The organism is Mycolicibacterium gilvum, assembly GCF_900454025.1.
In the GTDB taxonomy this organism is placed as follows: Bacteria; Actinomycetota; Actinomycetes; order Mycobacteriales; family Mycobacteriaceae; genus Mycobacterium; species Mycobacterium gilvum.
In genome coordinates, this window is sequence record NZ_UGQM01000001.1 from 2,386,339 (window position 1) to 2,411,191 (window position 24,853).

Consider the following 24,853-nt stretch of genomic DNA (forward strand, 5'->3'; position numbering starts at 1 on the left):
GGCATGTAAACGACACGCCAGCAAGGAAAATGCTTGACCGGTGGGGGCCGGCGGGGTTGCACTTGTCTCATGACGATTCAGCATCAGCTGCGTCTGCAAGCAGGCACCGATGTCGCCTGGGTGTTGTCCGGTCCGGGTTGCGGGAAGTATGCGTTGGTCAACGAATACCTCAGGTATCTGGCCGACCGGAATTACTCTCCTCGCACGCTGCGGGCCTACGGCTATGACCTGTTGGCATTCTGCCGGTGGCTCGGCAGCGTCGACGTCGAGTTGAGTTCAGTGACCACCGAGACCGTGCTCGACTTCATGCGGCACTGCAGGCAGACTCCGATCGCGGGACGCCCCACCAACGTGGTGTCGATGACCGGCACGCGTCTCGACCGTTACTCGTCGACCACCATCAATCACCGGCTTGCCGCGTTGACGGGGCTGTTCACCTTCCGGGAGCTGCGTGACCCCGGACTGCGTACCCCAATCCCCAGCGGCCGCGAAGCGCGGCGGGTCAGCGCCGAGGAACGCAACGGCCTGCTCGGACATCTGGTGAGGCCGAAACGCCGATCGGCGCTGCGCCTGCGTGAACCGCGGCGGCTTCCGCGGGCTTTGAATCGCCGCGAGACCGCCGAGCTGTTATCGAGCCTGCGAACCTGGCGTGACCGAGCGCTGGCCGGGCTGATGTTGTTGTCCGGGTTGAGATCCGGGGAACTGCTCACCCTCGACGTGACTGACGTCGATATCGGAGCCCGCTGGGTGAAGGTGATGGGCAAAGGCGCCAAGGAACGCCGCGTGCCCCTCGATGTGGAGGTCGCAGGGCTGATCCAAACGTATCTTCTCGTCGAGCGACCCGAATCGGACAGCAACCGCCTTTTCCTGGTCGCCAAAGGCCCCCACCGGGGTCAGCCGTTGACCGCGGCCGGACTGCGCACCATCTTCCGGTATCACCGGATCAAGTCCGGAGTGCTCGCCGGTCACCCGCATGCGTTACGTCATACCTTCGGCACCGCGATGGCCGAGGCCGGTGTGGATCTAGCGGTGATGCAGGCACTGCTCGGACACGCCCACATCGACACCACAGCCCGCTACATCCATCTGGCACCCACCCATGTCAAGGCGGAATACGATGCTGCCCGAACACGATTACGCTCCCACACCTGAAACACCGGCGCAGATCTACGCCGCCTACCTGGTGCACCTACAACGCCGGGACCGCGGCAACACCGCCTACGCCCAGGCCGCCCGATCGTTCCTGCGGCGCTGGCCCCGAGTCCAGTCATGGGCCGACATCCCACTCGATGAGCAGCTGGCGGCGAACTGCTCGACACGCCCATTCGTCACCTTCTTGATGGTCAGCCGACGGTTGCAACCGGGCTACGACTACCTCGTTCACCGCAAGCTGTCGAGTCTGTGGCATGAGCTGACCGACAGTTGCCTGCAACCCGACCTCGATCAGTTCATCAGCGCAGCACTGGAACTGGGTTTCACCGAACGGGTCGCCTCGGCCATCGGCTCGCAGATCATCGCCCGGCTGCTGATCCAGACCGGCCGCCCCTTGACCGGCCTGCGGGAAAGCGACCTGCAGGAGTTGCTGCACGCCTGCCATGTTCGCCAAGAACGTACCGGACGCGGCGCCAAGCACTATCGCAGCACCACCCACAGTGCCCGCCAGATTCTGTTCCACCTCGGCATTCTTGATACACAGGCACGGCCGGCGGTCACTGCGTTGACCCTCGAGCAGCGGATGGTCGACGTTCCTGTCGCGCTGCGACCGGCGTTCGTGGCCTACCTGAACCGCAAATACGCCACCTGCGTGCCCAAAACGGTCAGTTCCCTGGCCACCCGATTGGCCCATTTCGGCCGGTACCTCGCCGCCGCCGACCCCAGCTTGACCTCCCTGAACCAACTGGACCGCCGCAGGCACATCGAACCGTTCATCACCTCGCTGACCACAGCCACCAACAGCGTCACCGGTGAGCCGATCACCGTCGCAGACCGGATCAGACGCATCCACGCGGTGGGAAACTTCCTAGCCGAGATCACCGAATGGGGATGGGACGACGCGCCACCGCGGCGCCTGATCTTCCGCACCGACCTGCCACGGCCACCCCGCTGCCTGCCCCGATACCTGCCCGTCGACTCCGACCGCAAACTCACTGCCGCACTGGCAAAATCACCCTACCGACTGGCCGCTGACGCACTGCTGGTGCAGCGAGCATGCGGACTGCGCATCGGTGAACTGCTCGACCTCGAACTCGACTGCATCCACGAGATCCCCGGCCAAGGATCCTGGCTCAAAGTTCCCCTCGGCAAGCTCAACTCCGAACGCATGATCCCCGTCGACGACGAGGTCCTCACCCTCGTGGACCGGATCACCACAACCCGCTCATCGGGCCGACCGATGATCCACCCCCGCACCGGAGCCCCAGCCGACTTCCTGTTCACCCACCACGGAAAACGACTCTCCCAGAACGCAGTACGTGAAGAATTGAACCGGGCAGCACAGGCCGCCAGCCTGGGACACATCACACCGCACCAACTGCGACACACCTACGCCACCGCGCTGATCAACGCCGGAGTCTCCCTGCAAGCACTCATGGCATTACTCGGCCACGTCTCCACCCAGATGAGCCTGCGCTACGCCCACCTCTTCGACCACACCGTACGCACCGAATACGAACGCGCCCTGGATCTGGCGAAGAGCCATATCGGAGCGCTGCCGAAAACCGCAGTCGGGCTGCCCATCACCGACATCACCGGCACCGGATGGAAGGACACACCGGCCATCAAATCCCGCCTCGCCGGCGGATACTGCCTACGCGCACCCGCGCAAGGATCCTGCCCCTACGCCAACATCTGCGAACACTGCCCAAGCTTTCACACCGACTCCACCCACCTGGCCGTCCTCGCCGCCCAACGCATCGACGCCCAAGATCTGGCAGCAGACGCAGAAAAACGAGGATGGATCGACGAAGCAGAGCGCCACCACAACCTCGTCTCCCGACTCGACGCACTCATCACCGGATCGGCATCCGCATGAATGAACCCGCCCTGCTCCGAGTCGAGCGCGTCTGCGCCGAACTCGCCACCTCAGGCCAACCCATCACCTTCACCACCGTGGCCGAACACGCCCAGATCAGCCGCGCGACGCTCTACCGCGACCACCAGCTCCGCGCCATCGTCGACGAACACCGCACCCGACAAACCGACGCCCGCACCCTGACCGGCCTGGCCACCGAAGTCGCACACCTGCGCACCGCCGTCGAAGCACTCGCCGCAGGAGTCAAACGCCACGAAGAACAAATCCGCAAGCTCACCAAACCACCCCGACGATGAACCATTCCGCCCAACACCGCGAGTCCATGAGCCCGGATTAGCCGGTCAATGCGGGGACAACGCTGCAGCCGAATCATTCTGGGCCACTGGAAGTCGAGTTCTACGACCGATATCTGTGGCTCAGCCGCGCGGCAGCTAAGCTGGCCGTCGGCGACTGGATCGAGAGGGTGTACAATCGGTGCCGACGCCACTCGGCGCTCGGCCCTCGGCATAATCAGTCCGGTCGACTACGAGGGTCGATTCAATCAGACGGCAATAGCCGCCTGACCCTGTGTCCACCAACGGGGTCAAGCCCACTTGGTCCTGTGGGTGGTGAGGTTCTCGCAGTCTAGATGCACGTCCAGGTCGGCGGGGCCCGCCTTGTCGATGCTGATCATGAATTTCTTGAACTCGACCGCGCAGTGTCTGGGGTGCAGTTCACCAATCACGGTGCCGCCGGCGATGTCGAAGGTCGCTAACAGGCTGGTGACGCCGTTGCAGGGGTAATCATGCTGCGCTGCTCATCCACCCAGAACACCACGGCTTTTTCCGGCGGATTGTGGCACAGTCCAACGACATCGACGACCTTGGCCGTGAACGACGGATCGGTGGAAAGCTCCGACGAGTCGGCAAGGAGAACAGGGACGCGACAGTCAGCCCGCCAATGGCGGGTCGAGGTTCCCGTGGTCCGATGCGTTCGGCCAGTCCCAGGATGCTCTATGTCTTGGATTTGTAGATAGGATGGCGGCAACGCGACACCAATTATTCCGAACGTCTTTGCGGTGTCGGCGTCCGGTGAGCGCTATCAGGTGTTGTGGCAGGTGGCGAGTCCCAGCTCCATTTCCGGCGCACCCATCAGCCAAGGCCAGACTTCGTCCGGCAAGGTTTATTTCGATGTGACGGGTGCCGATCCGATGGCGGTCATCTATGCCAATGGCGGGTCGACTCCGGCGATGATGTGGTGCTGCAGCGGCAACATGATGATGCCGATGCAAATGCCCATGCCCATGCAGATGTCGATGCCGATGCCGATGCCGATGGCCGACTGTCCTTCCTGCGCAGGCGGCATGATGGCCGACTGTCCTTCTTGCCCCGGCACCATGTAATGGCTTGTCACATGGGCGGTAGTGTCCTTGTCTCGCAATGACTTCCGGACACCGTTCGGTCGTTTCGCAGCGCGAAACCTGCATCGATGACGATGGGGCTCAGCTGACTAGTTGCCAAACCGGTCCGGCGATGATGCCCAGAAGGAGGCTGAGCGCGGCGGCCAACACTGCGGCGCGGGCGGGCCAATGCTGGGCCGCCGGTGCGTCGGCATCCCCGGCCGTGTCGGGGCGCGCGAAGGCAGGAATGATCCAGCGCAGGTAATAGTACAGGCTGACCAGCGTGTTGACGAACACGACGACGGCCAGCCACGCGAACTGGCCGTCCCAGGCTGCGGCGGCGGTGGTCACCTTGCCGATGAACACCGCGGTGGGCGGGGTGCCCACCAGACCAAGTAGCGCCACCACCAACGCAGCCGCTAGCCACGGGCGGCTTCGCGCCAAACCGCGGTAGGAATCCAGATCCCGGTGCCCCGGCAGGGCCGCGGTCACCGCGAACGCCGCGATATTGGTGACGGTATAGCCAGCCAGGTAGAACAACAGCGACGGCAGAGCTAACTCGCTGCGGCCGGCCACCGTGATCGGCACGAGAAGATACCCGACCTGGCTGACCGTGGACCAGCCCAATAGCCGACGCGGATCGTGCTGCCAATAGGCGGTCAGGTTGCCCAAAGTCATGCTGGCGACGGCGAATACGGCGATCAGCACCGGCCAAGCCAGGCTGTCGGGCAGCACTGTGGTGAGCCGATACAGCGCCACCAGGGCCCCGATCTTGGGCACGGTCGTGAGAAACGTCGCCGCCGTGGCGCTAGCGCCCTGCGCAGCGTCGGGCACCCAAAAGTGCGCCGGCACACCACCGGCCTCAAACATCAGGCCCGCCAGCACCCCGACCACTCCGGCCGCGACCGCCACCGCCGGAACGCCACCCAGGGCCATGGCCAGCTGCGGGTACCTCGTGGCGCCGGTGAGGCCGTACAGAATCGTGACGCCCAGCATCAGCAGGATCCCGAACAACGCACCCATCAGATAGGCCTTCATGGCGGCCTCAGCCGCGGCCGCCGAGCGCACCAAACCCACCAGCCCGTAAAGCGGGATGCTGGCCAGAAAGTATCCGGCCACCAACAGCAACAGGTCCTCAGCACCAGCCAGAACGAGAACGCCCGCGGCCGAAAACATCAGCAGCGCATAGGTTTCAGCCTCCCGCGGCGAATCCCGCATCTCTGCGCCGGCCACCGCCCAGATCAACAGCAATCCCGCGGCACAAGCGATCCGAGCTACGCCGGTCGCGGTGTCAACGGAAAACGCGCCCTCGAAAGCCATTTGATCCGGCCCGGCCATCTGCACGACTGTGACGCCGACGACGCCGACCTGCGCCGCGGCCACCATCACCCCAACCCACCACTGCCGCCGCCGGGGCAGAAACGAGCCCGCGATCAGCGCCACCAGACCGGCGCCGAACATCACCATCTCCGGTGCCATGAGCATCGGCCGCATTGCCGCGTCGGGATTCACCGTTTATCTCCCGACGAGCGCGACGAGTGCGGCGGCAGCCGGTTCGATCAGATCCAGCAACGGTCGAGGCACTAGCCCGATGGCCACACTGAGCACGAGAAGTATTGACACCGACGCGGTCTCATGGACCCGCAGATCGGTGAAGCCGACCGCGTGCCCACGTGTTGGGCCGGTGAAGACGCGCTGCAGCGCGCGCAGGAACAGCGCGGCGGTAATCAGAATGCCCGGCAGAGCCAACGCCGTGACCGGGGCGGCTGCGATGCTGCCGGCGAAGATCTGGAATTCGGCGATGAAACCGGAAAAGCCCGGCAGTCCCAGTGAGGCGAACGCACCGACGGCGAACAGCGCGGCCAGCTTGGGCGCCGGGCCGGCCAGACCGCCGTAGGAGTCCATGTCGTAGCTGCCCGCTCGCTCGTAGAACACCCCGGCGAGCAGGAACAGCGCCGCGGTGATGAGGCCGTGGCTGACCATCTGGGTGACCGCACCGACCACCGCGACCTCTCGGGCATCGGCGGTACCGCTGGTGATGAGTCCGGCAGCCCCGACGGCCACCACGATGTAGCCCATGTGGTTGACCGAGGTGTAGGCGATCATGCGTTTAAGGTCGCTTTGGGCCAGCGCGACCAGCGCCCCGTACAGGACCGATACGACGCCGACGGCGATGATCGGCCACGCCCACTCGCGCCATGCCTGCGGCAGCATCGGCATCGCCACCCGCACGAATCCATAGGTGCCCATTTTCAGCAGCACCCCGGCCAGCACCGCCGACCCGACGGCCGGCGCGTCGGTGTGCGCCGGCGGCAGCCAGGTATGAAACGGCACCGTGGGCGTCTTGATCGCCAGCCCCAGCAGGATCGCCGCCAGCACCAAGCCGCCCGCCAGCGGGCTGCCCGCCAACGGTGTGCTGGCAGCCAGCTCCACCATGTCGAAAGTGTGCGGATCGGCGGCGATGTAGAGGCCGATAAAACCCACCAGCAGCGCCAGCGATCCCAGGAAGGTGTAGAGGAAGAACTTCAGCGCCGAGCGGGCCGCGTCGCCGTGTCCCCAGCCAGCAATGACGAAGTACATCGCCACGATCGACAGATCAAAGAACACGAAGAACAAGATCAGATCCGCCGCCACGAACAAACCGAGGCTGACACTCTGCAAAAACAGAAACAACGCAGCCTGCAGCCGCGGCCGGTCCTCGCTGCGCAGCCCATAGACGGCGCAGGCCAGGAATATCACCGCGGTCATCACCACCAGCGGCAGCGACAGGCCATCGACGCCGACGTGGTAGCTGCTGTTGACGCCGGGAATCCAGGGAACCTGCTCCTCGAACGCCAACTCGTTGATCCCCGGCGCGTCGTAGCGCGCCCACACCACCACGATCAGCGCCACGTCGATCGCGGTGACCGCGGCCCACATCGCGTTGGCGGCCCGGCCGCCGAGCCGGGGCGCGGCCAGCAGCGCCAGCGCAGCGGCCAGCGGCAAGAATACGATCACACTGAGCACGACGTCACCTCACCGTCACCATGAGCACGAAGCCGGCGACCAGCAACACCCCGGCGGCCAAGTAGTACTGGTGCAGCTGACCCGTTTGGGGTCGGCGCGCCAGCTGGCCCAACCGCCCCACCCGCGCGGCCACCGCTTCCACGGCGCGGTCCACACCAGCGGTGTCGGTCTGGGCTGCCCGGCGCGCCGCGCGTAACACCGCGCTCGCCGTGGCGTCGACCGCCTTGTCCAGGACGTTGTCATCGAAACGGGCCGCCATCCGGGCGGCACCCATGGTCGGGGCCACAACCAGCAGGTGCGCGGCGCGCTGAAGCCCCAACCACGATGCGGCCCAACGCGGCTCGGGTACACCCCAGCGCGCCACCGCTGCCACCACGACAAGGGCAAGGGCCGCCGAACCGACCAGCGCGGCCACGCCCGGATGTGAGATCGGCTGGCCGCCGTCGAGGGCGCGCGCGACGATGGAGCCCAGCGGAGGCAATGCCAGCACACCCGACACCGCGGCCCCCACGGCGAGGACCACAAGCGGCGCCTGCTCGAGACCGGTGAGCCGACGCGGTACCCCGCGGGACGGCGCGGCCTGTGCGGGGCCGGTGCCGTCAGTCGACGGCTTGGCCCAGATCACCACCAGCATCTTGGCCGCATAGGCCGCCGACAGCGCCGAGGCGAGTAATCCCAGCCCGTACAACGCGGGGGAGTGTTGCGCTGCTGCGGTCAACACCGCGTCCTTGGTCGCCCACAACGACAGCGGCGCGATCCCGGCCAGCGTGAGTGCCGCGATGGTGGCCGAGGACCCCACCACCCGCCAGCGGCGCGCCACACCGCCGAGGTCGTCCAGACGCTGAGTGCCCAGCAGCGAAAACCACACTCCCGCGGCGAGGAACAGGCCGGCCTTGGTGGCGGCGTGCGCAACCAGATGCGCGGCGCCGCCGCCGACGGCGGCCACACCGGCGGCCATCACCACGAATCCCAGCTGGGCGGCGGTGGACGCGGCGAGCAGCTGCTTGATGTCGCGCTGGGCCACCGCGACCGCGCCGAGCACCACCGCGGTGAGCACGCCCACCCACGCCGCCGCGGTCGCGGCCCAGCCGGTCGCGGCCAGCAAGGGTTGTGTCCGCAACAACAAATAGCCGCCCATCGCCACCATCGCCGCTGAATGCAGCAGGGCGCTGACCGGGCTGGGGCCCGACATCGCCCGCGACAGCCAAAACGAGAACGGCAGCTGCGCGGCTTTGCCGAGCGCGGCCACGAGCACCCCGAGCGCGATGACATCGCGCCACCCGCCGGCGGCGTCGGAGAAACTGTTCAGCGCCATCCCCGCGCCGCCCGCGAGCGCGGCGCCGGCGGCCAGATACAGCCCGAGGTCGGCGGTGCGCGTAGTCACGAATGCGGTCAAACCATCCGATACCCGGTATTGGTCGCGCCACCAAAACCCGATCAGCGCATACGACGCCGCCCCCATCACTTCCCATCCCAACAGCAGTGCGGGCAGGGTCGCGGCGGTCACCGTCAGGATGGCAGCGGCGGCGAACACCAGCATCAACCCGTGAAAGCGGCCCCGCGCGTCGCGGATGTTTCCGGCAGAGAACATCAGCACCAAAAACGTCACCGTGGTGACCGCCGGCAGCACTGTCCCGGCCAGCGCGTCGACCCGAAGACCAAACGGTGCACCCGCCATGAAGGCAACCTGCACCGACGGCCGCGCGACGGCCACCACCACCGACACCGCGACGCACCCGAACGCGGTGGTCAACGAGACCACTTCGGTCCACCGAGCGTCGCGGCGGGAGATCAACAAGACGACTCCCACCGCGGCCGGCGTAGCGACCAGCAGCCACAGCAGCGCCGACATCACGGGCTGCTCATCCGGAGAGGTCGGCTGCAGTGTCGGTCATGTCGGCGCGACGCTCGCGGTGCAGCGCCGTGGCTATGGCGAATCCCATCGCCATCTCCACCGTCATGGCGGCGATGACCACCAGCAGCAACACCTGGCCGCTCGGTGCCGGCATGATGAACCACCAAAACCCCGCGGCGGCAAGGATGATCGCGTTGATCATCAACTCCAGGCCCATCATTACCATCACCACGACTTGCTGGGACAGCGCACCGTAGAGCCCGACACTGAACACCGCTGCGGCTACCAACAACACCGTTTGTAAGGTCACCGGCCCACCCCTCCGGGTTGCGGGTCGCGTCCGGGGCGGTGTGTGAGGTCATCACCGAAACGGTCGTAGCGGGTACGGGCGGCCGCCAACACGACCCCGGCCACGATCGTGGCGACCATGACCGGGCTGATCACCGCCATGGTGAGCATGTGCGGTCCCATCAGATTCTCGCCGAGCGCCATCGTGACGTCGCGCGCCGGCTCGCCTTGCCGGGCGGGCCAGTCGATCAGCAGAATCCCGCAAGCCAAAAACACAAAGGTGGCCGCGGCGGCGACCAGTGCGCGCCGGTTGTCGTGAACCATGCTCATCGGCATCAGCGCGGGGTTCATGCCCATGAACATGACCATGTAGACCGCCATCACCGCCATCTCCATCACCATCATCAAGATGGTGACCACGCCGATGTAGTTCTGCTGCAACAGCAGAACTACTACGCCAACCGCGATGAACGAGGCCGCCAGCGCATACGTGGCCCGCGCCATCGAATCGACCCAGAACACCGCGGCCCCGGCAGCGACGGCGATGACGGCGAGCAGCCAGAACACGATATGGACGATCATGGTGCGTCAACTCCTCCAGATGGCGATGACCGCCACCACTAGGTCTTGGGCCAACACGGCGGGTAGTAGCACGACCCAGCCGATCTCCATGAACTTGTCGGGGCGCAGCGCGGGCACCGCTCGGCGCAGCCAAACCAACAGGCTAAGCAGCGCAACGGTTTTGACGACCGACCACATCCAGTCGGGCAGCAGCGGCCCGGCGCCGCCGCCGAGGAACATCGGCACGGCGAACGCCGCGCCCGCCACCAGAACGGCGTAGCGGCCCGCAACAAACACCAGCCGGTCAACCCCGGACAGCTCGGCGGTCACGCCACCAGCGATGTCAGCTCCGAGTGCCGGCGCGAACGGGCCCCACACCGAAAACGCCAAGACACCAAGGCAATACGCCACGAATGCGACCGGCATCCAGACCACGAACCACAAATCGTGCTGGGCGGTGGCCACGTCGCCGACCCGCAGGCTGCCCGCGGCGATGGCGGGCGCGACGAGAGCGAACATCAACGGCAGTTCATAACCCAGCGCGTGAGCGAGGAACCGGTAGCCGCCGATCAGTGAATACACCGAATTGGGACCCCAGCCGGCCAGCCACACCACCGCCCACATCATCACGTCCACGGCGTTGACCCACATCACGCCGACATCAAGGTCCAGCAGCGTCCAGTGCCCCAGCGGCACAACGACGATCATCAGCGAAGCGACCACGACCGGGCCAATACACCCGATGCGCCACAGCAACGCGTCAGCGGCCACCAGGGTCCGACGACGCTGACGCATCAGGCGGGCCACCTCGAACAGCGGGGCGGCCACCGCGCCGCCCGCACCGTGGGGTCGTGCGGATAGTGCGCTGTCCAGGCTGGCCGCGAACAGGGCGAGCACCGCCAGCAGGGCAGCGGCCGCTAGCGCCCACGCGCCGCCGACTGTTGTCACCTCAGGCATGCTGACCCAGCTCCACGGCGGACGTGTCGATACCTAATCCGGCGATTACCAGGCGTGCCGTGGCGAGATCGAGACCCTCGACCAGGGCGGGCAGCATGTGCTCGACGGCGCGTGACTGCATGTGCAACTGCGGTGTGTCAGCTTCGTGGTGAATCAGTCTTTGCACCACGTCGAGCCGGGTGAGCAGCCGACCGTAGGTATCCCCGGCCAGTCCAGCCGGCAGCTCGTAGGTGTGGACGTCGTCGACGGCGACCGGGGCCAGATCGCGCAGCGACCAATGCAGCACTCGCGAGCGATGTATGAGAGAGGCTAAGGAAGCAATCTGTTTGCGGGCGGCCTCGTCATCGATCGGCTTGTCCAACAGTGTTTTTCGTAACCGTCGTGCACGAGCGACGGCGCGCGGCCAACCGGCCAGCATCAACAGGTCCACGAGATAGTCGGTGTGCCGGGCGGCCTGCAACCACCCCTCCGGTGATGGCTGCTGGTGCTCCTCGTGCGCGGCACCCATCGTCTGAACCTCGGCGGCGGTGATGACATCGCCCTGCAGAACGCAACGCAGCACCAGCCCGGCCGGCCAGTACGCCAGGAACGGACCCAGCCGCACATGCAACTCGTCCATCTCCAAGCCGTCGCGGTCCTCACCCCCTTGGGCCAGCGCGATTCCGGCCGGGGCCATATCCATATCGCCGTGGTCCATGTGGTGAGCGCTGTGCCCCATGTCGTGACCGGCGTGTGCAGCCCGCTCACCGTGTGATGCATGGCTGCCGCCGTCGTGGTGTTGGTGTGCGCCGTGGTCGACGGCCGCGCCGCTTGGCTTCTCGCGATGTTCCTGCACGGTCCTGTCAGGCGGCGGCACGCTGCCGTGCTCCATGTGGTGCGCGACATCGTGGCCTGCCTCGGGCGGGCCGCCGTCCCCAGGGTGGCCATGTCCGGCGGCGCTAGCAGGCATGTGATGGTTTTCGGAGCCGGCGCCGTGATCTCGTAAGGGCACGGCTGACCGTTCACGCTCAGCGGCATCGGCGCGTTGCCGTGCGACGTCGATCAGGACATCGGCTGCACGGTCCAGTTCGGCACTCGCCGACGACACATCTGCGATATCGACGCGGACCCGCGGGCCCGGCAGCTGGTCCCAAATGCGATCGATGACGTCGACGAAATCGTCGTCGGCTGCTCCGCAGACCGCCAAGACGTCGGCGTCGGCGGGCGAGCAGGCTTGACACCATCCGCGATCGGCCATCATGTCCTGCACCCCGGCGCGAAGAGCCCAATTCCCCGGTACCTCGGCGATGAATACGTGCGCCCGCCGGGCCGCGAACGTCGCCAGCCATCGATTCAGGTCCACCGCAGCGCACCCTCTCGCCACGCCCAAACGACGGCTACAAGCAGCGCGGCCAGAAAAAGAAACATCTCAACGACTGCGGTGGCGCCCATCTCGACGACAACCACGGCCCAGGGATACATGAACAACATTTCGACGTCGAAGGCCAAAAACACCAGCGTGGCCAGGTACCACCGCACGTGATAGCGCGACAACGCGTGTTCCTCGGGCGCCCATCCAGATTGGAACGGCAGCGAGATCAACGCCGTAGCAAACACCGCCGTAAGTCGATGCGCACCATACAAACTTGCGAGGCCGGCGACAGCGATCAGCACGGTCCAGGTCAACCCGGCGTACATATCCCCGACCTCCCTGCGTCCTATGCCCACGCTCGGCGCGGACGGTTCCTACGCGTCCTCTAGACGTACCCCGTGGGGGTATTTTCCGCAAGGGCGCTGCTGATCCACCGGGGAACCGCTCATGTCAGCACCTCAGGGCCGCCGACGCCGCCCCGGGTCTCCGACGATCGTAGGATAGGCCAGTCTGCCAACGGGCGAAACGAACTCGAACGTGCCGCCCCTGCGTGACGGCATCCTGTCCAGGGCACATCCCACCGCGAGAACAGCGTCGATGGCGCACACAGCATGTGCACGAAGGCGATTGGGCATCGGTTCTCCCACCGGTGATGCATCTCCATCAGGTCTACTATTCGTGTACGTAGACTGTAGGCCCGCACGCGTGGACGGCGGCGCGCAGGGCCCTCGCGCCGAAGGGAGACCCCAATGGATCATTTACTCCTTACGACCGCGCTGGTCTGGCCGATTAATATGGGCGCGATGATGTTTTGCGCGGCATCGAGTACGCGCCGGTCCTTCGAGGCCGCCGACGATCTGGCCTGCTGGCGCGCCGAGATCCAGACCAAGGTCGATGTACGGGTCGCCGCGCAAACCCGGCCCCACCTCGGATCCGAACCGGCGGGTCTGACAATCGAAGCACCGGGAGCTGAACGCGGCTCCAGTCGAATCTTGCGCAGCTTCTTCAGCAACTGCTCACCGACACCGATGGAAGCGGCCGCATGAGGGACCGGCCGGCCCGTTTCGGTCATCACGCGCGCAGCCTGCTCCCGAAACTCCAGAGTATTAGACTCGCGCGACATGCGCGCATCCTTCCCGCGGGACCAGCACCCCAGTCAGGTACACCATCAGGGTCAACCCCCAGCATCGCGTGACGCTCGTAGCGACGGGTCCGATCGTTACGCTGCACCACGCGGGTCGTCGGGTGCCGGCTCGCGCCGGTAGCCGGCGATTCGGATGATCTCGTCAGCGACTAGTAGTGGTTCGGTGACGACCACTTGATGATTCGACCGCGTCGCCTCGACGTGACGCGCATTCAAACGCGCTGCCGCCCGACGGTGCGCCCCCAAGAACGCCTTACGGATGGACCTGTCGAAGATCGTCGACCTCATCCCTGAGATGACAGTGATCGGGGTGTCTCCGAGGATTGGCGGATTACGCCGCAGACTTTGCAGACCCTGGATGAAGAACCGTTCCTCCTCGTCGGCCGCCTGGACGGCACGCACGGTGAGATCTTCGGTAACCAGATCGTGCACCACGTCCGCAGGCATGCCCGGCATGGCCCGCCGGACGGCCAGCGGTAGCAGGCGCAGACGCCGCAGGACACCGAGCGCCCACCGGCCGGCCAGCACGATCATCCGCAGGTGTTTGAGCGACGACCCGCAGCAGACGTCGAGATGCTCGTCAGCGTGGTCGACGAGGACCAGCCCTGCGATCCGGCACGGATTCGCGGCTGCAGCAGCAAGGGCGATCGTTCCGCCGTAGCTGTGCCCGGCTAGGACGTACGGGGCCGCATCCAGCGCTGACAGCAGCTGGTTGAGGTCATCGGCGATGCGGTCCAGCGTGCGTGTTTCACGGTCGTCGTCACTGCGCCCCAGGTTGGCCCGGTCATAAACGACGGTCCGGAATCGTTGCGCCACAAGCGGCTGCACGAGTCCCCACTCCGATCGCGAAGCGCCTAAACCCGATTCGAACACCACAGTCGGGCTGCCAGCGCCTGCCGTCATGTAGTGCAGCTTGCGCCCGTCGGGTAGGCGGACAAAGTGACTGTTGCCTAGGGTGTGTATCACCTATCTCCTTCCAGAACTCACCGGCCCACTGGTTGGTCGGTAACCAGACTGCTGCCATAGATTTGGCAACCCATGCGATGATCGCACCGACGATCAACAGCCCGAGTGCGAGATCACGCGGGATCGCCGCTCACTCCCGCAACCATTCGAACCGGCCCCGGATACTGCAATTCAAACCGATACCTCGTTGGCTATAGGCCAACCGGTCCGCGTCGGTAGCCCAGCTCGAACGTTTTCACCGGCGCGCCGGGCACCCACAGTGCAGCGATCGCGGCGACGGCTGAATTGGCGATCACCGATCGCGCGGGTATTCGCCGTCACGCGGCGTAGGGTCTTTGGCCTCGGCAGCCGCAGTCTACGTACAAGAGGGACTTGGCGTTACTGCTGGTTGCGCTTGATTTACGCTGAGACTTGGTGCGGCGATGCAATTCGAGAACGGAAGGGCTTTCGGGTTGGCGTACATCAGATATCCTGACGAAACGACATTGGCCTTGGCTTCGGGCGTCACCTGTGTGACCACTCCCGCCGGGGCGGTGCTGTTGAATCCTCCTCGCAGTGAGAGGCTTACGCGCTTGACCGCTGGTCAGCTACAGGCGCTCAAGACACTCAACGACGGGGGGGCAACCGTGGCGGAGCTGTTTCGATCAGAAAATGCAAGCGATATGGGCGCATTGTTGGACCGCCTCATCGCCGGCGGCTGGTTGACGGTCACTGTGCGCGAGGAAGAGAAGCCTCTATACTCGATACAGCCGTTCGGACAACCCGCACCGCGGCCGACCGCACCGCCTCAATCTGTCGTAATGTCGAAATTCGCTGTGCTGCATCGGAACTCAGAGGGCTTTATCCTCGAGCATGCCTTGGCGTGGTGCGATCTGTGCATCTATGACCCACGTCTGCTCGTTTTGCTCGACGGACCATCGACACGCGTTTCTGACTTGCCGCTTGCAGTGACGTCGCAATTCTTAGAGGACCTGCGTTGGTGCGGCATCCTTGCTGCCTACGGTGACGAGGACTCCAGATTTGAAACCGTCAGCTGGAGCGCCCCGGATGTGTGGTTTCACCGCCGCAGCACGCTCGGTGAGCGCATCGTCACATGGGAGCATTTTGGTCCGACCAAATGGGCGAAGGACCGATTCCCGCAGCCCCGGGCACGCCGGGCAAACTATTCAGGTGAATCGATCATCCTGCCCGTTCCCGACCTGACGGTGAAACGGAGTCAAGACCCCTCCCTGATGGCCGTGATCGAAGATCGAGTCTCGACAAGGTCATTCGACGACGGCGATCCAATCAGCGTTGAACAACTGGCGGAGTTGCTATACCGCACAGCACGGACAAGGAGCGTCCAGCCGGTCGGTGAGGGCGAGGAACTCCTGTCACGGCCATATCCTTCCGGCGGCGGCCTCTATGAGCTGGAACTCTATCCGGTGGTGCGAAATGTCGCCGGACTCGAACCCGGCATGTACCACTACGATTCGTTCGACCACGTGCTCCGCCCAGTGGCCGCCGCGGATTCACGGGCGGTGTTACAGCTATTGAAACCGGCTTCAGCGACTCTGGCTGGAGGCGCCGAGCCGCAAGTGCTCGTCGTCATGGCCGCGCGCACCGGGCGCGTGATGTGGACCTACGAGCAGGTCTCCTACGCCATCATTCTGAAAAATGTCGGTGTCCTCATGCAGACGATCTATCTGGCTGCTACCGCGATGGGTCTTGGTGCGTGCGCTCAGGGATTCAGTGATACCGCCGCGTTCGTCGCGGCCACCGGGGTCGATGAGTTACAAGAGTGCAGCGTCGGCAGCATCGTTGTCGGCTCGCCCGCCGAAAGTCAGCCGCCGAGCCGGTCCTGAAACAAAAAACCTCCTCATCAGCCAGTGCTGCGTCTCGAGTAGTGCCAGAATTCTGCGGCGGCCCCACTTTTCTCCTTGCCTGGTCTATTCGCCAGCCAGTACGTTGATGCTGCGTCGCCAGAGGTCCGTCAGTCGGTCGATGTCGGCAGGCGCGAAGAGGGCTTCATTCCAGCACCAGTTGGTGACCAGTTGGGGGCCTTCGGATGAGGCGCCTACAAGCGCACCGATGATGAGAGCGAAATGCAATGGCAGATCCGGCTCAGGATCGATCGGGAGCGCGTCGACCTGGGGTCCGGTGAGCAGTGACCACGGTTGGCCAGTGACACCGCCGAGGTCCATCCGGCCCATATAGTTGAACTGGATCTGGGGTTCGGCGGCCGCCCGCAACTCGGGCGTGCGTTCGATATAACGAAGCAGGCCATAATCCAGACCTTCATTCGGGATCGCGGCAAGGTGGGTAGCCACTGAGTCGAGTAGAGCCCGAGCTGCACCCGGATCTTCTTCGGCCCGCTCGACATCGACGGCTGCCTCACCTACGCCGAGACGTATCGGAAATACACTGGTGAACCAACCGACCGTGTTTGTGGTGTCGGTGCCCATAATGGCATCAGCGCGGCCATGCCCTTCCAGGTCGATGAGCGTGCCGAAAGCTGGATCGTGGCCGCGCTCCTTCCGCCAACTCGCAATCGTCATCGTCATTGCGGCCAGCAGGAATTCGCGCATCCCCTCTTCTCTGGTGAGTGTGGCCAGCAGGCGCTCGGTGACATGAACGGGGGTGACCACCGGAGTGACTCGCAGGCTGGACCAGATATCACGGGTTGGGTCGGGGTGCCGCACACCCAACGGGGGATCGGGTTCGCGTACCTGCGTGACCCAGTATTCGTGCTGGGCCGCTACCTCGGGCGTCGTGGCTCGTTGCCACATCAGCTCCGACCACTGGCGGTAAGAGGTGAATTCTGGCAACATCTTCGGCGCCTCTCCCGAACTCACCGAGCGCCAGGCTTCGGCGACCTCACCCAGCATGATGTGCCAGGAGACCACATCCACCGCTAAATGGTGCGCAGTGAGCAGCAGCACCTGGCCCTCTTCGCTGCCGGAGAACCAGACCGCTCGCACCACCGCACCTGTCCGGGGATCAATCTCGTCAATGATCGTGCGTGCGGAACGCGTGATCGCCGCATGGAATTCGGCATCGATCGGTCTCCTCAGCTCCACGCGGGTAAGCAAGTCGGCGGCGGCGACCGCACCGGGTTCGCGAGTAATTAAGCGCGGTCCACTGGGAGTATCGACCAGGGTGGATCGGAGCATGTCGTGGCCGTCGAGCAACAGTTGAAGCATCGACTCGATCGACGAGCGGTCGATTTCGGCGGGCAATTGAAGCAAAATAGTATGGGTGAAGCGGCGGTAGTTTCCGTGCTCGTACAGCCAGCACACCATAGGCAGTGGCATCACCTCACCGTATTCAGCACTCCGGACGGGGTTGTCTGGGCCGGCCGCATCGATCGACGCCGCGAGTTGACGGATGGTCGGGGCGGTGAACAGCATCCGTGGACTCAATGTGAGGCCACGCCGACGAGCCTTGAGAGTTACCGAGATTGCCACGATACTGTCTAGTCCGAGCGAGAAGAGGTCGTCGTCGACGTGCGGGGCAAGGCCGTTGAACTGCTCTTGAAACGTTTCACACAGCAACCGTTCAGGGCGGATTCATACGGTCAGTGCAACATCCGTGGATTTGAGGAGTTGCTATGCCGTCGGGAGTGGCTGTTGGGTGGCCGGTGAAGCGGGAGTTCTTTGATCTGGTTTGTGGCGGGATGCCGACGACTGAGGCATCGCTGGCGGTGGGTGTGTCACGACGGACTGGATGGTTCTGGTGGCGCCAGGCTGGCGGGATGACATTGCGCAAAGGTGGTGAGGGGCTCGGCGGTTTGGCCGATGCCGGGGATTTGGAACGTCCGGGTGGTCGCGGGCACCGACTGAGCTTCGCGGAACGCTTTGAGATCGATCGAGGCTTGCAGGCAGGGCGTAGTTATGCCGAGATCGGCCGTGAGCTGGGCCGCGACCGCTCGGTCATTGCCCGGGAGGTGAAGCGAAACTGTCTGCCCGACGGTCGCTATCACGCGCTGATGGCCCATGCGGCGGCCAGCCAGAAAGCCCGCCGGCCCAAGAAGTTCAAGCTCGACAACCCCGCGTTGTGCGCGCTGATCGCGGGGTGGATGGATGAGGGGTGGAGCCCCAAACTGATCTCGCAGGTGTTGGCCGAGACCTACGCCGGTGACAAGCGGGCGTGTCATTCCATCTGTGTAAGTCCGGGGTGGTCCAAGATCGGACCGCCGTTCGGGCGGACAGAAGGAGTGATTTGTGACCAAGGCCATAGCGTCGTCGGGTTCGGGAAAGTCGGCGGCTCGGCAACTGGCGGAGACGTTTTCGGCTGAGACGCTGGATTCGTTGATCAAGGATGCGGTGAAGTCGGGAACCCCGATTGATGGCGCCGATGGTTTGCTCAACGAGTTGACCAAGGCGGTGCTGGAACGGGCGTTGGATTCGGAACTGACCCACCACTTGGGATACGAGGCCGGTGACCCGGCCGGGCGCGGCAGCGGCAATTCCCGCAACGGCACGACACCGAAGACGGTGTCCACGGTCAACGGCCCGGTGGCCATCGCGGTGCCGCGTGATCGTAACGGCTCGTTCGAGCCGGCGATCGTGCCCAAAAAGGTCCGCCGGCTGGGCAACCTCAACTCGGTGGTGTTGTCGCTGTACTCGCGCGGCATGACCACCCGCGACATCGAAGCACATCTCGAGGAGGTGTACGGCGCGTCGGTGTCGCGAGAGCTGATCTCCAACATCACCGAGGTGGTGGTCGATGAGATCAAGGCCTGGCAATCGCGCCCGCTCGACGAGGTCTATCCGATCCTCTACATCGACGGGCTGCGGCTGCGCATCAAAGACAACGGGGTCGTCACCACCAAGGTGGCCTATCTGGCCATCGGCGTGGATCTCGACGGCCGCAAACACGCCCTGGGGGTCTGGATCCAAGACTCCGAGGGGGCGAAGTTCTGGCAGAAAGTCGTGATCGATCTGCGCAACCGCGGGGTGCGCGACATCCTGATCGCCTGCTGCGACGGGCTGACCGGGCTGCCCGACGCGATCCGCTCGATCTACCCCGAGACCGTGGTGCAGACCTCATCTATTAACAATGGACGAGCCGGGATGGTCTCGGCGTTCACCTGCACCACCACGGGCAGGACCTGTGCAAACGCGTCACCTTCGAGGTCCACATGCAGACCCGTCCGCCCGTGGTGGCTGCGGGGCATGGACCGGCCAGCGAGAGCAGCACCACCGGTATCAGCGGTGAGTGCCGAGATGAGGTTCCGGGCACGCCCCGTCATTGCAGCGTGAACTTTCGGATCGAAGGGATCTGACTGCAGTGATTCAGGATAGTCCGGACGGTGGGAAACGTTTCTGGTGCGGCATCGATTGGGGCGGACGCTCCCATCACCTCTGCGTCCTCGACGACGACGGCCAACAGCTCCTCAGCCGCAAAATCGCGCACACCGTCGACGGTCTGATGGCCCTGGTCGAGGTGATCGCTTCGTTGGCCGGCTCAGTGCTCATCGCTATCGAACGCGCCGAGGGCTTGCTTGTCGAACATCTCCAACAGCAATGCGAAGCTGAAATCTATTGCGTATCACCGAAGATCTCGGCTCGGGCCCGTGAACGGTATCGGATGGCGGCAGCAAAATCCGACGAGTTCGACGCCTACGTGCTGGCCGACACGTTGCGTCACCAGCATGCCCAGTGGCGGCCGTTAGCCACCCCGTCGCCGGTCCTTGCCGAGCTGACCGCGATCAGTCGCGACCGTCAACGCATCCTCGACATGCAGGTCGACACCGAAAACCGGCTGCGTTCGATCTTGGAGGCCTACCATCCCGCGCCATTGCACCTGTTCTCCTCACTGGACCGTGACATCACCCTGGCCTTCATCCAGACCTATCCCACGCCCGCGCAAGCGGGCAGGATCACCGCGACGCGGATGGGTGGATTCACCGGCCGTCACGGCTATAGCGGCCGCCAGAAGCCCGAAGCGCTCATCGAGCGCATGCAGCCGCACCTTTTGTCCGCTAGCGAAGGCACTGTGGCCGGTAAAGCGGTGGCGGCGAAAGCATTCACCGAACAACTCGCCTTGCTCAACACCCACTTACGAGGCCACGACAAGCGTCTACGTGAACTACTCGACGCTCACCCCGACACCCACATCTTCACCAGCTTCCCCGGTATCGGACCCGTCACCGCCGCAGTGCTGATCTCGGAGATGGGTGAAGAGCGCACCCGGTTTCCCTCGCCGTCGTCGCTGCTGGCCGACACCGGTTTGGCGCCAGTTACCAAGGCCTCCGGGCGCACACGGCAGGTTCGGTTCCGTTACGCCGCTAACCGCCGCATGCGGCACGCCATTGACTGGTGGATGTTCGTCGCCACCCGTGAAGATCCGTGGTCGGCCGAGATTTACCAGCAGGCCCGTGCTGCCGGCCATGCCCACCATCGAGCGTTACGCGGTCTCGGTGCTCGTTGGGTGCGGATCCTGTGGCGCTGCTGGCAAGACCACACCGCTTACGACCCGGCAGTTCATCACCGCCCGACCGCGGCCTAACTGGTTTACAGAAGCGTCCCGCTGCAGGCAGCAAACAATCGCTGCAGCGCGAACGAACGCGTCCGGAATCAGAAGGTTGACAGCGGGAGTCTGCGTGGTGCACGTGATCCGCAACGCGATGCGGTTCGTGTCCTACAAAGACCGCAAGAAGGTCGCGACATCGATGCGCGCGATCTACAGCGCGCCGACCGTGGAGGCCGCAGAGCTCGCGCTCAAGGACTTCGACACCGCCTACGGCGCCCAGTACCCGGGCGCGATCGACGTGTGGCGCAACGCCTGGCCCGAGTTCGTGCCGTTCCTGGATTATCCGGTCGAGCTGCGCAAGATCGTCTACACCACCAACGCGATCGAATCGATCAACTTCCAACTGCGCAAGATCACCAAGAACCGCGGCCATTTCCCCGACAAGGACGCCGCGATGAAGTTGCTGTACCTCGGGCTGCGCAACATCTCCAGCGAGAGAGGAGGGTTCTCGGGCACCGGAACATACAACTGGACTGTGGCATTGAACACACTCGCCAAGCTGTTTCCAGGGCGACTTCCGTTGTGTTAGAATACAATTCGTAGTCAAATCACCTCTGACTTACACAAAATTCGTGACAGGCTCGAGCAGCCCCTTATGACCCCTGCGACCCCGAAATCCCGACAACCGCATATGTAACGAATTGATAACGCATACGCGCGTATGCGCCGCATATGTTCGCTAGATGCTTGACAAGGGGATTACGCTCGGGATCTCGGAGCTTGCGTAGAGGAATCCCGAGCGACACCCCTAGTGCAATTAGCTCGACAACTATTCGCCAACCGCATCACCGCATATGCGGCGCACACGACCTGGGCGAATACCTCCCGCGCCCGCACGTACCGCACCAGCGCGTCCTCACGTGCGATTCCGCCGGCCCGGCGCCGCATCTTCTGGGCATCCCCAGCAATGCACAGCGACGTTCGGTCCGCCGCGCACACCACTTCCCTGACAACCCAGTTGTCAACCACAAAAGGCCACGTCACCGACTCCTACTGTGACCCAGATCACTTGCTTTTCGCGGCGTTGACAATGCCGCGGCCAACTCCTGTGCAAACCCCCGCAACAACCCCCGCGGATTCCATGAACGCGTCACCAACCCGCGACGCCAAGGAATTCGATGAACACCTGGGACCACCTCGCCGAGCAGGCCCACCGCCTCCTCACCCGGCCGAGCCGCGGCGACCTCACCCCCTCTGTGACCCTCGTCCAATCACTGCACAAGCAGCCGCCGCCCTCGCCGGCCGCGATCTGCGCGCACCTGGAGACCGCCTCCGCCGCCCTACCTCAGATCGCCCGCTATGCCCGCAGCGGTGACCGCCATGCCCTCCTGATGGCCGCAGTCCTCATGCGCCACCCGCTGCGACGCATCGCCGACATGGCCGACCCCGACGGTTACCGCTCCAGCGACCGTGACGCCCGCGACAACGACACCTTGCGCATCTTCTTCGAGATCATCCGCACCGCGGGGGACCCCCAGCTGCTCAACTCGCGCTACCTCTACGGCCAGACCCTCAAGCGCGTCCTCAAAGCCCGGCCCGCCGCCGAATCACCGGCAGTCGCCGTGCGCGTCGATCCCCACTCAGTCGTCCTCGACAGGGCCGATCTGGGCAACGACTACGACCACACCTCCACCCTGCTGCAGCAGGCTCGCGACCGCCGCATCATCACCGCCCTGGAGCACGACACGCTGCGCGCTCTCTACCTCACCTCCGACGTCTTCAGCCCCTCCACCGCAGCCCGCGTCCTGGGCGCCAACGTCAGCGCTGTCGAACGCCGCGCCCAGCGCGCGATCCGCAAGCTGTGCACCTTCTACGACGGTGCGGTCGCCGCATGATCCGCACCCGCCGCCTCACCGCACTGGCGCTCGCACCCGCCGTCAGCGTCGCCCTGCTGCTGAACACCGCACCTACGGCACTGGCCGCCAACTGCCCCGCCGTGGAAGCCATCGCCGTCCCTGGCACCACGCAGACCAACCCGAAGGCCGACCCGGACAAGCCCGTGGGCGTCCTCGGCAACATCCTGGAGCCGCTCCGTAAGAACGCCCCCGTACGAATGGTCACCTACTACACGCCCTACCCCGCGACCATCGTCGGCGGCACCGACGGCGGCGGATACCGCGCCTCCAAGAACGCCGGCATCGACGCCACCAATGCTCGGCTGAAAGCCGTCGCGAACGCCTGCCCGAACACCGTGTTCATCCTCACCGGCTACAGCCAAGGCGCCGACGTCGCCGGTGACGTCGCCGCCGCCATCGGGCACAACCGCGGCGTCATCCCCGCCAACAAACTGCTCGGCGTAGCCCTGGTCGCCGACCCGTCCCAGGCCCCAGTCGGACAACCCACCATCGGCCTGCGCGATCCAGGCATGGGCTTCGCCGGCGTCCGCTCGGGAGGGTTTGGGTCACTGCTGCAGCGCAACGGGCTGCTCTCTGTCTGCGCCCCCCGGGACTACTACTGCAACCTGCCCCAGGGTGACCTCGTGATGCGCATGATCGGTCACCTCGGCTCTCAGCTCGACGCCGCCGACCCCTCCGGCTCCGCCCAGAAGCTCGCCACCATCTTCATGGGAGGCCTCATCGCGCCCGCCGCCGCCGCCATCAACCAGATCCTGCAGCTGGTCAACGATCCCAACCTGATCCCCAACCTGATCAGCCGCGGCGTCGCCTTCGCCAAGGCCCTCGCCCAGCAGCTGTTCTACCTGGCCGGCCCCCAAGTCGCCGGCGCTGCCACCAACCTCGTCAACGCCGTCACCAACGTCATCAACCTGGTGACCTCCCGTGCGTGGGCGGCCATCCCCGCCGCCATCACCACCATCGCCACCACCGCCAGTAGCGTCGGCGCCGCACTCGCCCAGATGAAGGACCGCACCACCACCATCAACGTCAGCGGCTTCGGCCCCGTCGGAGCGGGCATCTCCCAGGGGGGCGGCGTCAACATCGGCGATCTCGCCACCGCCGTGCTCAACGCCATCAGCGTCGCCACCGGCGGCGTCGGCAGCCAGTCCACCGGAATGTTCGGACCCACCTTCTCCCAGTTCTCCGCTGCCAACGTCGCTCAGGCCGTCAAGCACTACGCCGAGTTCATCAAGGGTGGGTTTCACGAGAACTACGCCACCACGCCACTGGACAAGGCCGGCCACACCGGCACTCAGATCGTGCAGCGCTACTTCGTCAACCAGATCAACAAGCTCGTCTGAAAGGCACCGCCCCCATGACCATCGACACCGCACCCCGCGAGCGCTGCTAATGCAGAAGGGACTCCTGTACATGGACTACGGCTTATGGCTGCTCGCCGACGACACCGGCCGCATCACCCTCACCGGATGGTCGGAGACCGGCAGCGGTGACGCCGTTTCCGGCGCCCCGGCCCGCACCGACCATTGGCCCGTCTACGACTTGTGCGACGACCGCGAGCAGCTGCCCGACTGCCTGCACGATCTTGGTCTCGATCTGGCTCCTGGAGCCGACCTCAACGACCTCGACCGGAACTGGGACGTGTACGTCCGTCACCCCGACATTGCCTCCCTGCGTAGCGCTCTCGACGGCCGGAAGGCCACCGCGAAATGACCGCCCAGATCAGCTGCGCCACCCTGCGCCAGAGGGTGCTCACACACGCTCAGTGAATGCAGCCAAGCTGACCCACTGACACTTCTGCGGGGCTCCTCGGGTCCACACACGGTGCTCGGCTGTTCGACCATCGCGTCGCATGCGCCGGCATTCCTCAGGGAGACAGATCGGGACGTGTGTCTGGGCTCGGCCGCTGGCCCCTCGGCGGGCGGTCGCGGTACCCGCGTACGGGGC

General features: G+C 65.0%; 19 protein-coding genes and 4 pseudogenes. 12 read left to right on the forward strand and 11 right to left on the reverse strand.

Translation table 11 applies throughout. The annotated features are described in order from the left end of the window. Positions 1-69 precede the first annotated feature (69 nt). The 4 genes and pseudogenes from DYE23_RS11315 to DYE23_RS11330 all read left to right on the forward strand — a co-directional run. Positions 70-1,152 carry a tyrosine-type recombinase/integrase gene (locus DYE23_RS11315; RefSeq protein ID WP_011895481.1) on the forward strand — a complete coding sequence of 361 codons (1,083 nt, stop codon included), beginning with the start codon at positions 70-72 and terminating at the stop codon, positions 1,150-1,152. Further along, on the forward strand, positions 1,100-3,031 hold the full coding sequence (locus DYE23_RS11320) for a tyrosine-type recombinase/integrase (RefSeq protein WP_235660318.1): 1,932 nt from the start codon (positions 1,100-1,102) through the stop codon (positions 3,029-3,031). Before DYE23_RS11315 ends, DYE23_RS11320 begins: the two co-directional genes overlap by 53 nt. Continuing rightward, positions 3,028-3,327 (forward strand): DUF6262 family protein, encoded by a 300-nt coding sequence (locus DYE23_RS11325; RefSeq protein ID WP_115326493.1) that lies wholly within the window; start codon positions 3,028-3,030, stop codon positions 3,325-3,327. Before DYE23_RS11320 ends, DYE23_RS11325 begins: the two co-directional genes overlap by 4 nt. Positions 3,328-4,061: 734 nt before the next feature. Beyond that, a pseudogene (locus DYE23_RS11330) lies at positions 4,062-4,412 on the forward strand (DUF1942 domain-containing protein); the annotation flags it as partial. A 99-nt stretch (positions 4,413-4,511) separates the two neighbouring features. On the opposite strand, the gene DYE23_RS11335 reads toward DYE23_RS11330, so the two are convergent. The 10 genes from DYE23_RS11335 to DYE23_RS11375 all read right to left on the reverse strand — a co-directional run bounded on the left by DYE23_RS11335 (position 4,512) and on the right by DYE23_RS11375 (position 14,537). Then, positions 4,512-5,921 carry an NADH-quinone oxidoreductase subunit N gene (locus DYE23_RS11335; RefSeq protein ID WP_372516259.1) on the reverse strand — a complete coding sequence of 470 codons (1,410 nt, stop codon included), beginning with the start codon at positions 5,919-5,921 and terminating at the stop codon, positions 4,512-4,514. A gap of 3 nt (positions 5,922-5,924) precedes the next feature. Then, positions 5,925-7,415, reverse strand: coding sequence for a complex I subunit 4 family protein (locus tag DYE23_RS11340; protein WP_115327235.1), 1,491 nt, complete (start codon positions 7,413-7,415; stop codon positions 5,925-5,927). Between the two features lie 4 nt (positions 7,416-7,419). Then, positions 7,420-9,267 (reverse strand): proton-conducting transporter transmembrane domain-containing protein, encoded by a 1,848-nt coding sequence (locus DYE23_RS11345; RefSeq protein WP_115327236.1) that lies wholly within the window; start codon positions 9,265-9,267, stop codon positions 7,420-7,422. A 10-nt stretch (positions 9,268-9,277) separates the two neighbouring features. Next, on the reverse strand, positions 9,278-9,580 hold the full coding sequence (locus tag DYE23_RS11350) for an NADH-quinone oxidoreductase subunit NuoK (RefSeq protein ID WP_115327237.1): 303 nt from the start codon (positions 9,578-9,580) through the stop codon (positions 9,278-9,280). Continuing rightward, positions 9,577-10,140 carry an NADH-quinone oxidoreductase subunit J gene (locus DYE23_RS11355; RefSeq protein WP_115327238.1) on the reverse strand — a complete coding sequence of 188 codons (564 nt, stop codon included), beginning with the start codon at positions 10,138-10,140 and terminating at the stop codon, positions 9,577-9,579. Before DYE23_RS11355 ends, DYE23_RS11350 begins: the two co-directional genes overlap by 4 nt. Positions 10,141-10,146: 6 nt before the next feature. Beyond that, complete coding sequence (locus tag DYE23_RS11360; protein ID WP_115327239.1) at positions 10,147-11,076, reverse strand: complex I subunit 1 family protein; 930 nt, start codon at positions 11,074-11,076, stop codon at positions 10,147-10,149. After that, positions 11,069-12,418, reverse strand: a complete 1,350-nt coding sequence (locus tag DYE23_RS31360; protein WP_235660373.1) for a hypothetical protein — start codon at positions 12,416-12,418, stop codon at positions 11,069-11,071. Before DYE23_RS31360 ends, DYE23_RS11360 begins: the two co-directional genes overlap by 8 nt. Beyond that, on the reverse strand, positions 12,409-12,753 hold the full coding sequence (locus DYE23_RS11370) for an NADH-quinone oxidoreductase subunit A (protein ID WP_115328938.1): 345 nt from the start codon (positions 12,751-12,753) through the stop codon (positions 12,409-12,411). The genes DYE23_RS31360 and DYE23_RS11370 overlap by 10 nt, the downstream gene beginning before the upstream one ends. 428 nt (positions 12,754-13,181) lie before the next feature. Continuing rightward, positions 13,182-13,550, reverse strand: coding sequence for a hypothetical protein (locus DYE23_RS30845; RefSeq protein ID WP_172527754.1), 369 nt, complete (start codon positions 13,548-13,550; stop codon positions 13,182-13,184). Positions 13,551-13,646: 96 nt separating this feature from the next. Further along, on the reverse strand, positions 13,647-14,537 hold the full coding sequence (locus DYE23_RS11375; protein WP_115327241.1) for an alpha/beta fold hydrolase: 891 nt from the start codon (positions 14,535-14,537) through the stop codon (positions 13,647-13,649). Between the two features lie 422 nt (positions 14,538-14,959). Between DYE23_RS11375 and DYE23_RS11380 the strand changes: the two genes are divergently transcribed. Then, entirely contained in the window at positions 14,960-16,381 is a 1,422-nt protein-coding gene (locus DYE23_RS11380) for a SagB family peptide dehydrogenase (protein WP_172527756.1), read from the forward strand. A gap of 84 nt (positions 16,382-16,465) precedes the next feature. Here the strand turns inward: DYE23_RS11380 and DYE23_RS11385 are convergent, their stop codons facing one another. Next, positions 16,466-18,070 carry a condensation domain-containing protein gene (locus tag DYE23_RS11385; RefSeq protein WP_264033087.1) on the reverse strand — a complete coding sequence of 535 codons (1,605 nt, stop codon included), beginning with the start codon at positions 18,068-18,070 and terminating at the stop codon, positions 16,466-16,468. Between the two features lie 56 nt (positions 18,071-18,126). Here DYE23_RS11385 and DYE23_RS11390 point away from each other — a divergent pair. The 7 genes and pseudogenes from DYE23_RS11390 to DYE23_RS11420 form a co-directional block, all read left to right on the forward strand. Beyond that, positions 18,127-18,660: pseudogene (locus DYE23_RS11390) on the forward strand (transposase); the annotation flags it as partial. Positions 18,661-18,790: 130 nt separating this feature from the next. After that, positions 18,791-19,594 (forward strand): annotated as a pseudogene (locus tag DYE23_RS11395) (IS256 family transposase); the annotation flags it as partial. A gap of 214 nt (positions 19,595-19,808) precedes the next feature. Beyond that, a complete protein-coding gene (locus DYE23_RS11400; RefSeq protein WP_079654850.1) occupies positions 19,809-21,029 on the forward strand; it encodes an IS110 family RNA-guided transposase in 1,221 nt (406 codons plus the stop codon). A 91-nt stretch (positions 21,030-21,120) separates the two neighbouring features. Next, positions 21,121-21,582 (forward strand): annotated as a pseudogene (locus DYE23_RS11405) (transposase); the annotation flags it as partial. Positions 21,583-22,171: 589 nt separating this feature from the next. Continuing rightward, positions 22,172-22,888, forward strand: coding sequence for a hypothetical protein (locus DYE23_RS11410; RefSeq protein ID WP_115326385.1), 717 nt, complete (start codon positions 22,172-22,174; stop codon positions 22,886-22,888). Next, a complete protein-coding gene (locus tag DYE23_RS11415; RefSeq protein WP_115327243.1) occupies positions 22,885-24,249 on the forward strand; it encodes a cutinase family protein in 1,365 nt (454 codons plus the stop codon). Before DYE23_RS11410 ends, DYE23_RS11415 begins: the two co-directional genes overlap by 4 nt. A 49-nt stretch (positions 24,250-24,298) precedes the next feature. Beyond that, a complete protein-coding gene (locus tag DYE23_RS11420) occupies positions 24,299-24,619 on the forward strand; it encodes a hypothetical protein (protein ID WP_115326387.1) in 321 nt (106 codons plus the stop codon). Positions 24,620-24,853 lie beyond the last annotated feature (234 nt).

Coding starts and splice junctions, on each gene's coding strand:
- DYE23_RS11315 (WP_011895481.1), top strand. CDS start 70: ATGACGATTCAGCATCAGCTGCGTCTGCAAGCAGGCACCGATGTCGCC.
- DYE23_RS11320 (WP_235660318.1), top strand. CDS start 1,100: ATGTCAAGGCGGAATACGATGCTGCCCGAACACGATTACGCTCCCACA.
- DYE23_RS11325 (WP_115326493.1), top strand. CDS start 3,028: ATGAATGAACCCGCCCTGCTCCGAGTCGAGCGCGTCTGCGCCGAACTC.
- DYE23_RS11345 (WP_115327236.1), bottom strand. CDS start 9,267: ATGTCGGCGCTGCTGTGGCTGCTGGTCGCTACGCCGGCCGCGGTGGGA.
- DYE23_RS11355 (WP_115327238.1), bottom strand. CDS start 10,140: ATGATCGTCCATATCGTGTTCTGGCTGCTCGCCGTCATCGCCGTCGCT.
- DYE23_RS11360 (WP_115327239.1), bottom strand. CDS start 11,076: ATGCCTGAGGTGACAACAGTCGGCGGCGCGTGGGCGCTAGCGGCCGCT.
- DYE23_RS11370 (WP_115328938.1), bottom strand. CDS start 12,753: ATGTACGCCGGGTTGACCTGGACCGTGCTGATCGCTGTCGCCGGCCTC.
- DYE23_RS30845 (WP_172527754.1), bottom strand. CDS start 13,550: ATGTCGCGCGAGTCTAATACTCTGGAGTTTCGGGAGCAGGCTGCGCGC.
- DYE23_RS11380 (WP_172527756.1), top strand. CDS start 14,960: ATGCAATTCGAGAACGGAAGGGCTTTCGGGTTGGCGTACATCAGATAT.
- DYE23_RS11410 (WP_115326385.1), top strand. CDS start 22,172: ATGAACACCTGGGACCACCTCGCCGAGCAGGCCCACCGCCTCCTCACC.
- DYE23_RS11415 (WP_115327243.1), top strand. CDS start 22,885: ATGATCCGCACCCGCCGCCTCACCGCACTGGCGCTCGCACCCGCCGTC.
- DYE23_RS11420 (WP_115326387.1), top strand. CDS start 24,299: ATGCAGAAGGGACTCCTGTACATGGACTACGGCTTATGGCTGCTCGCC.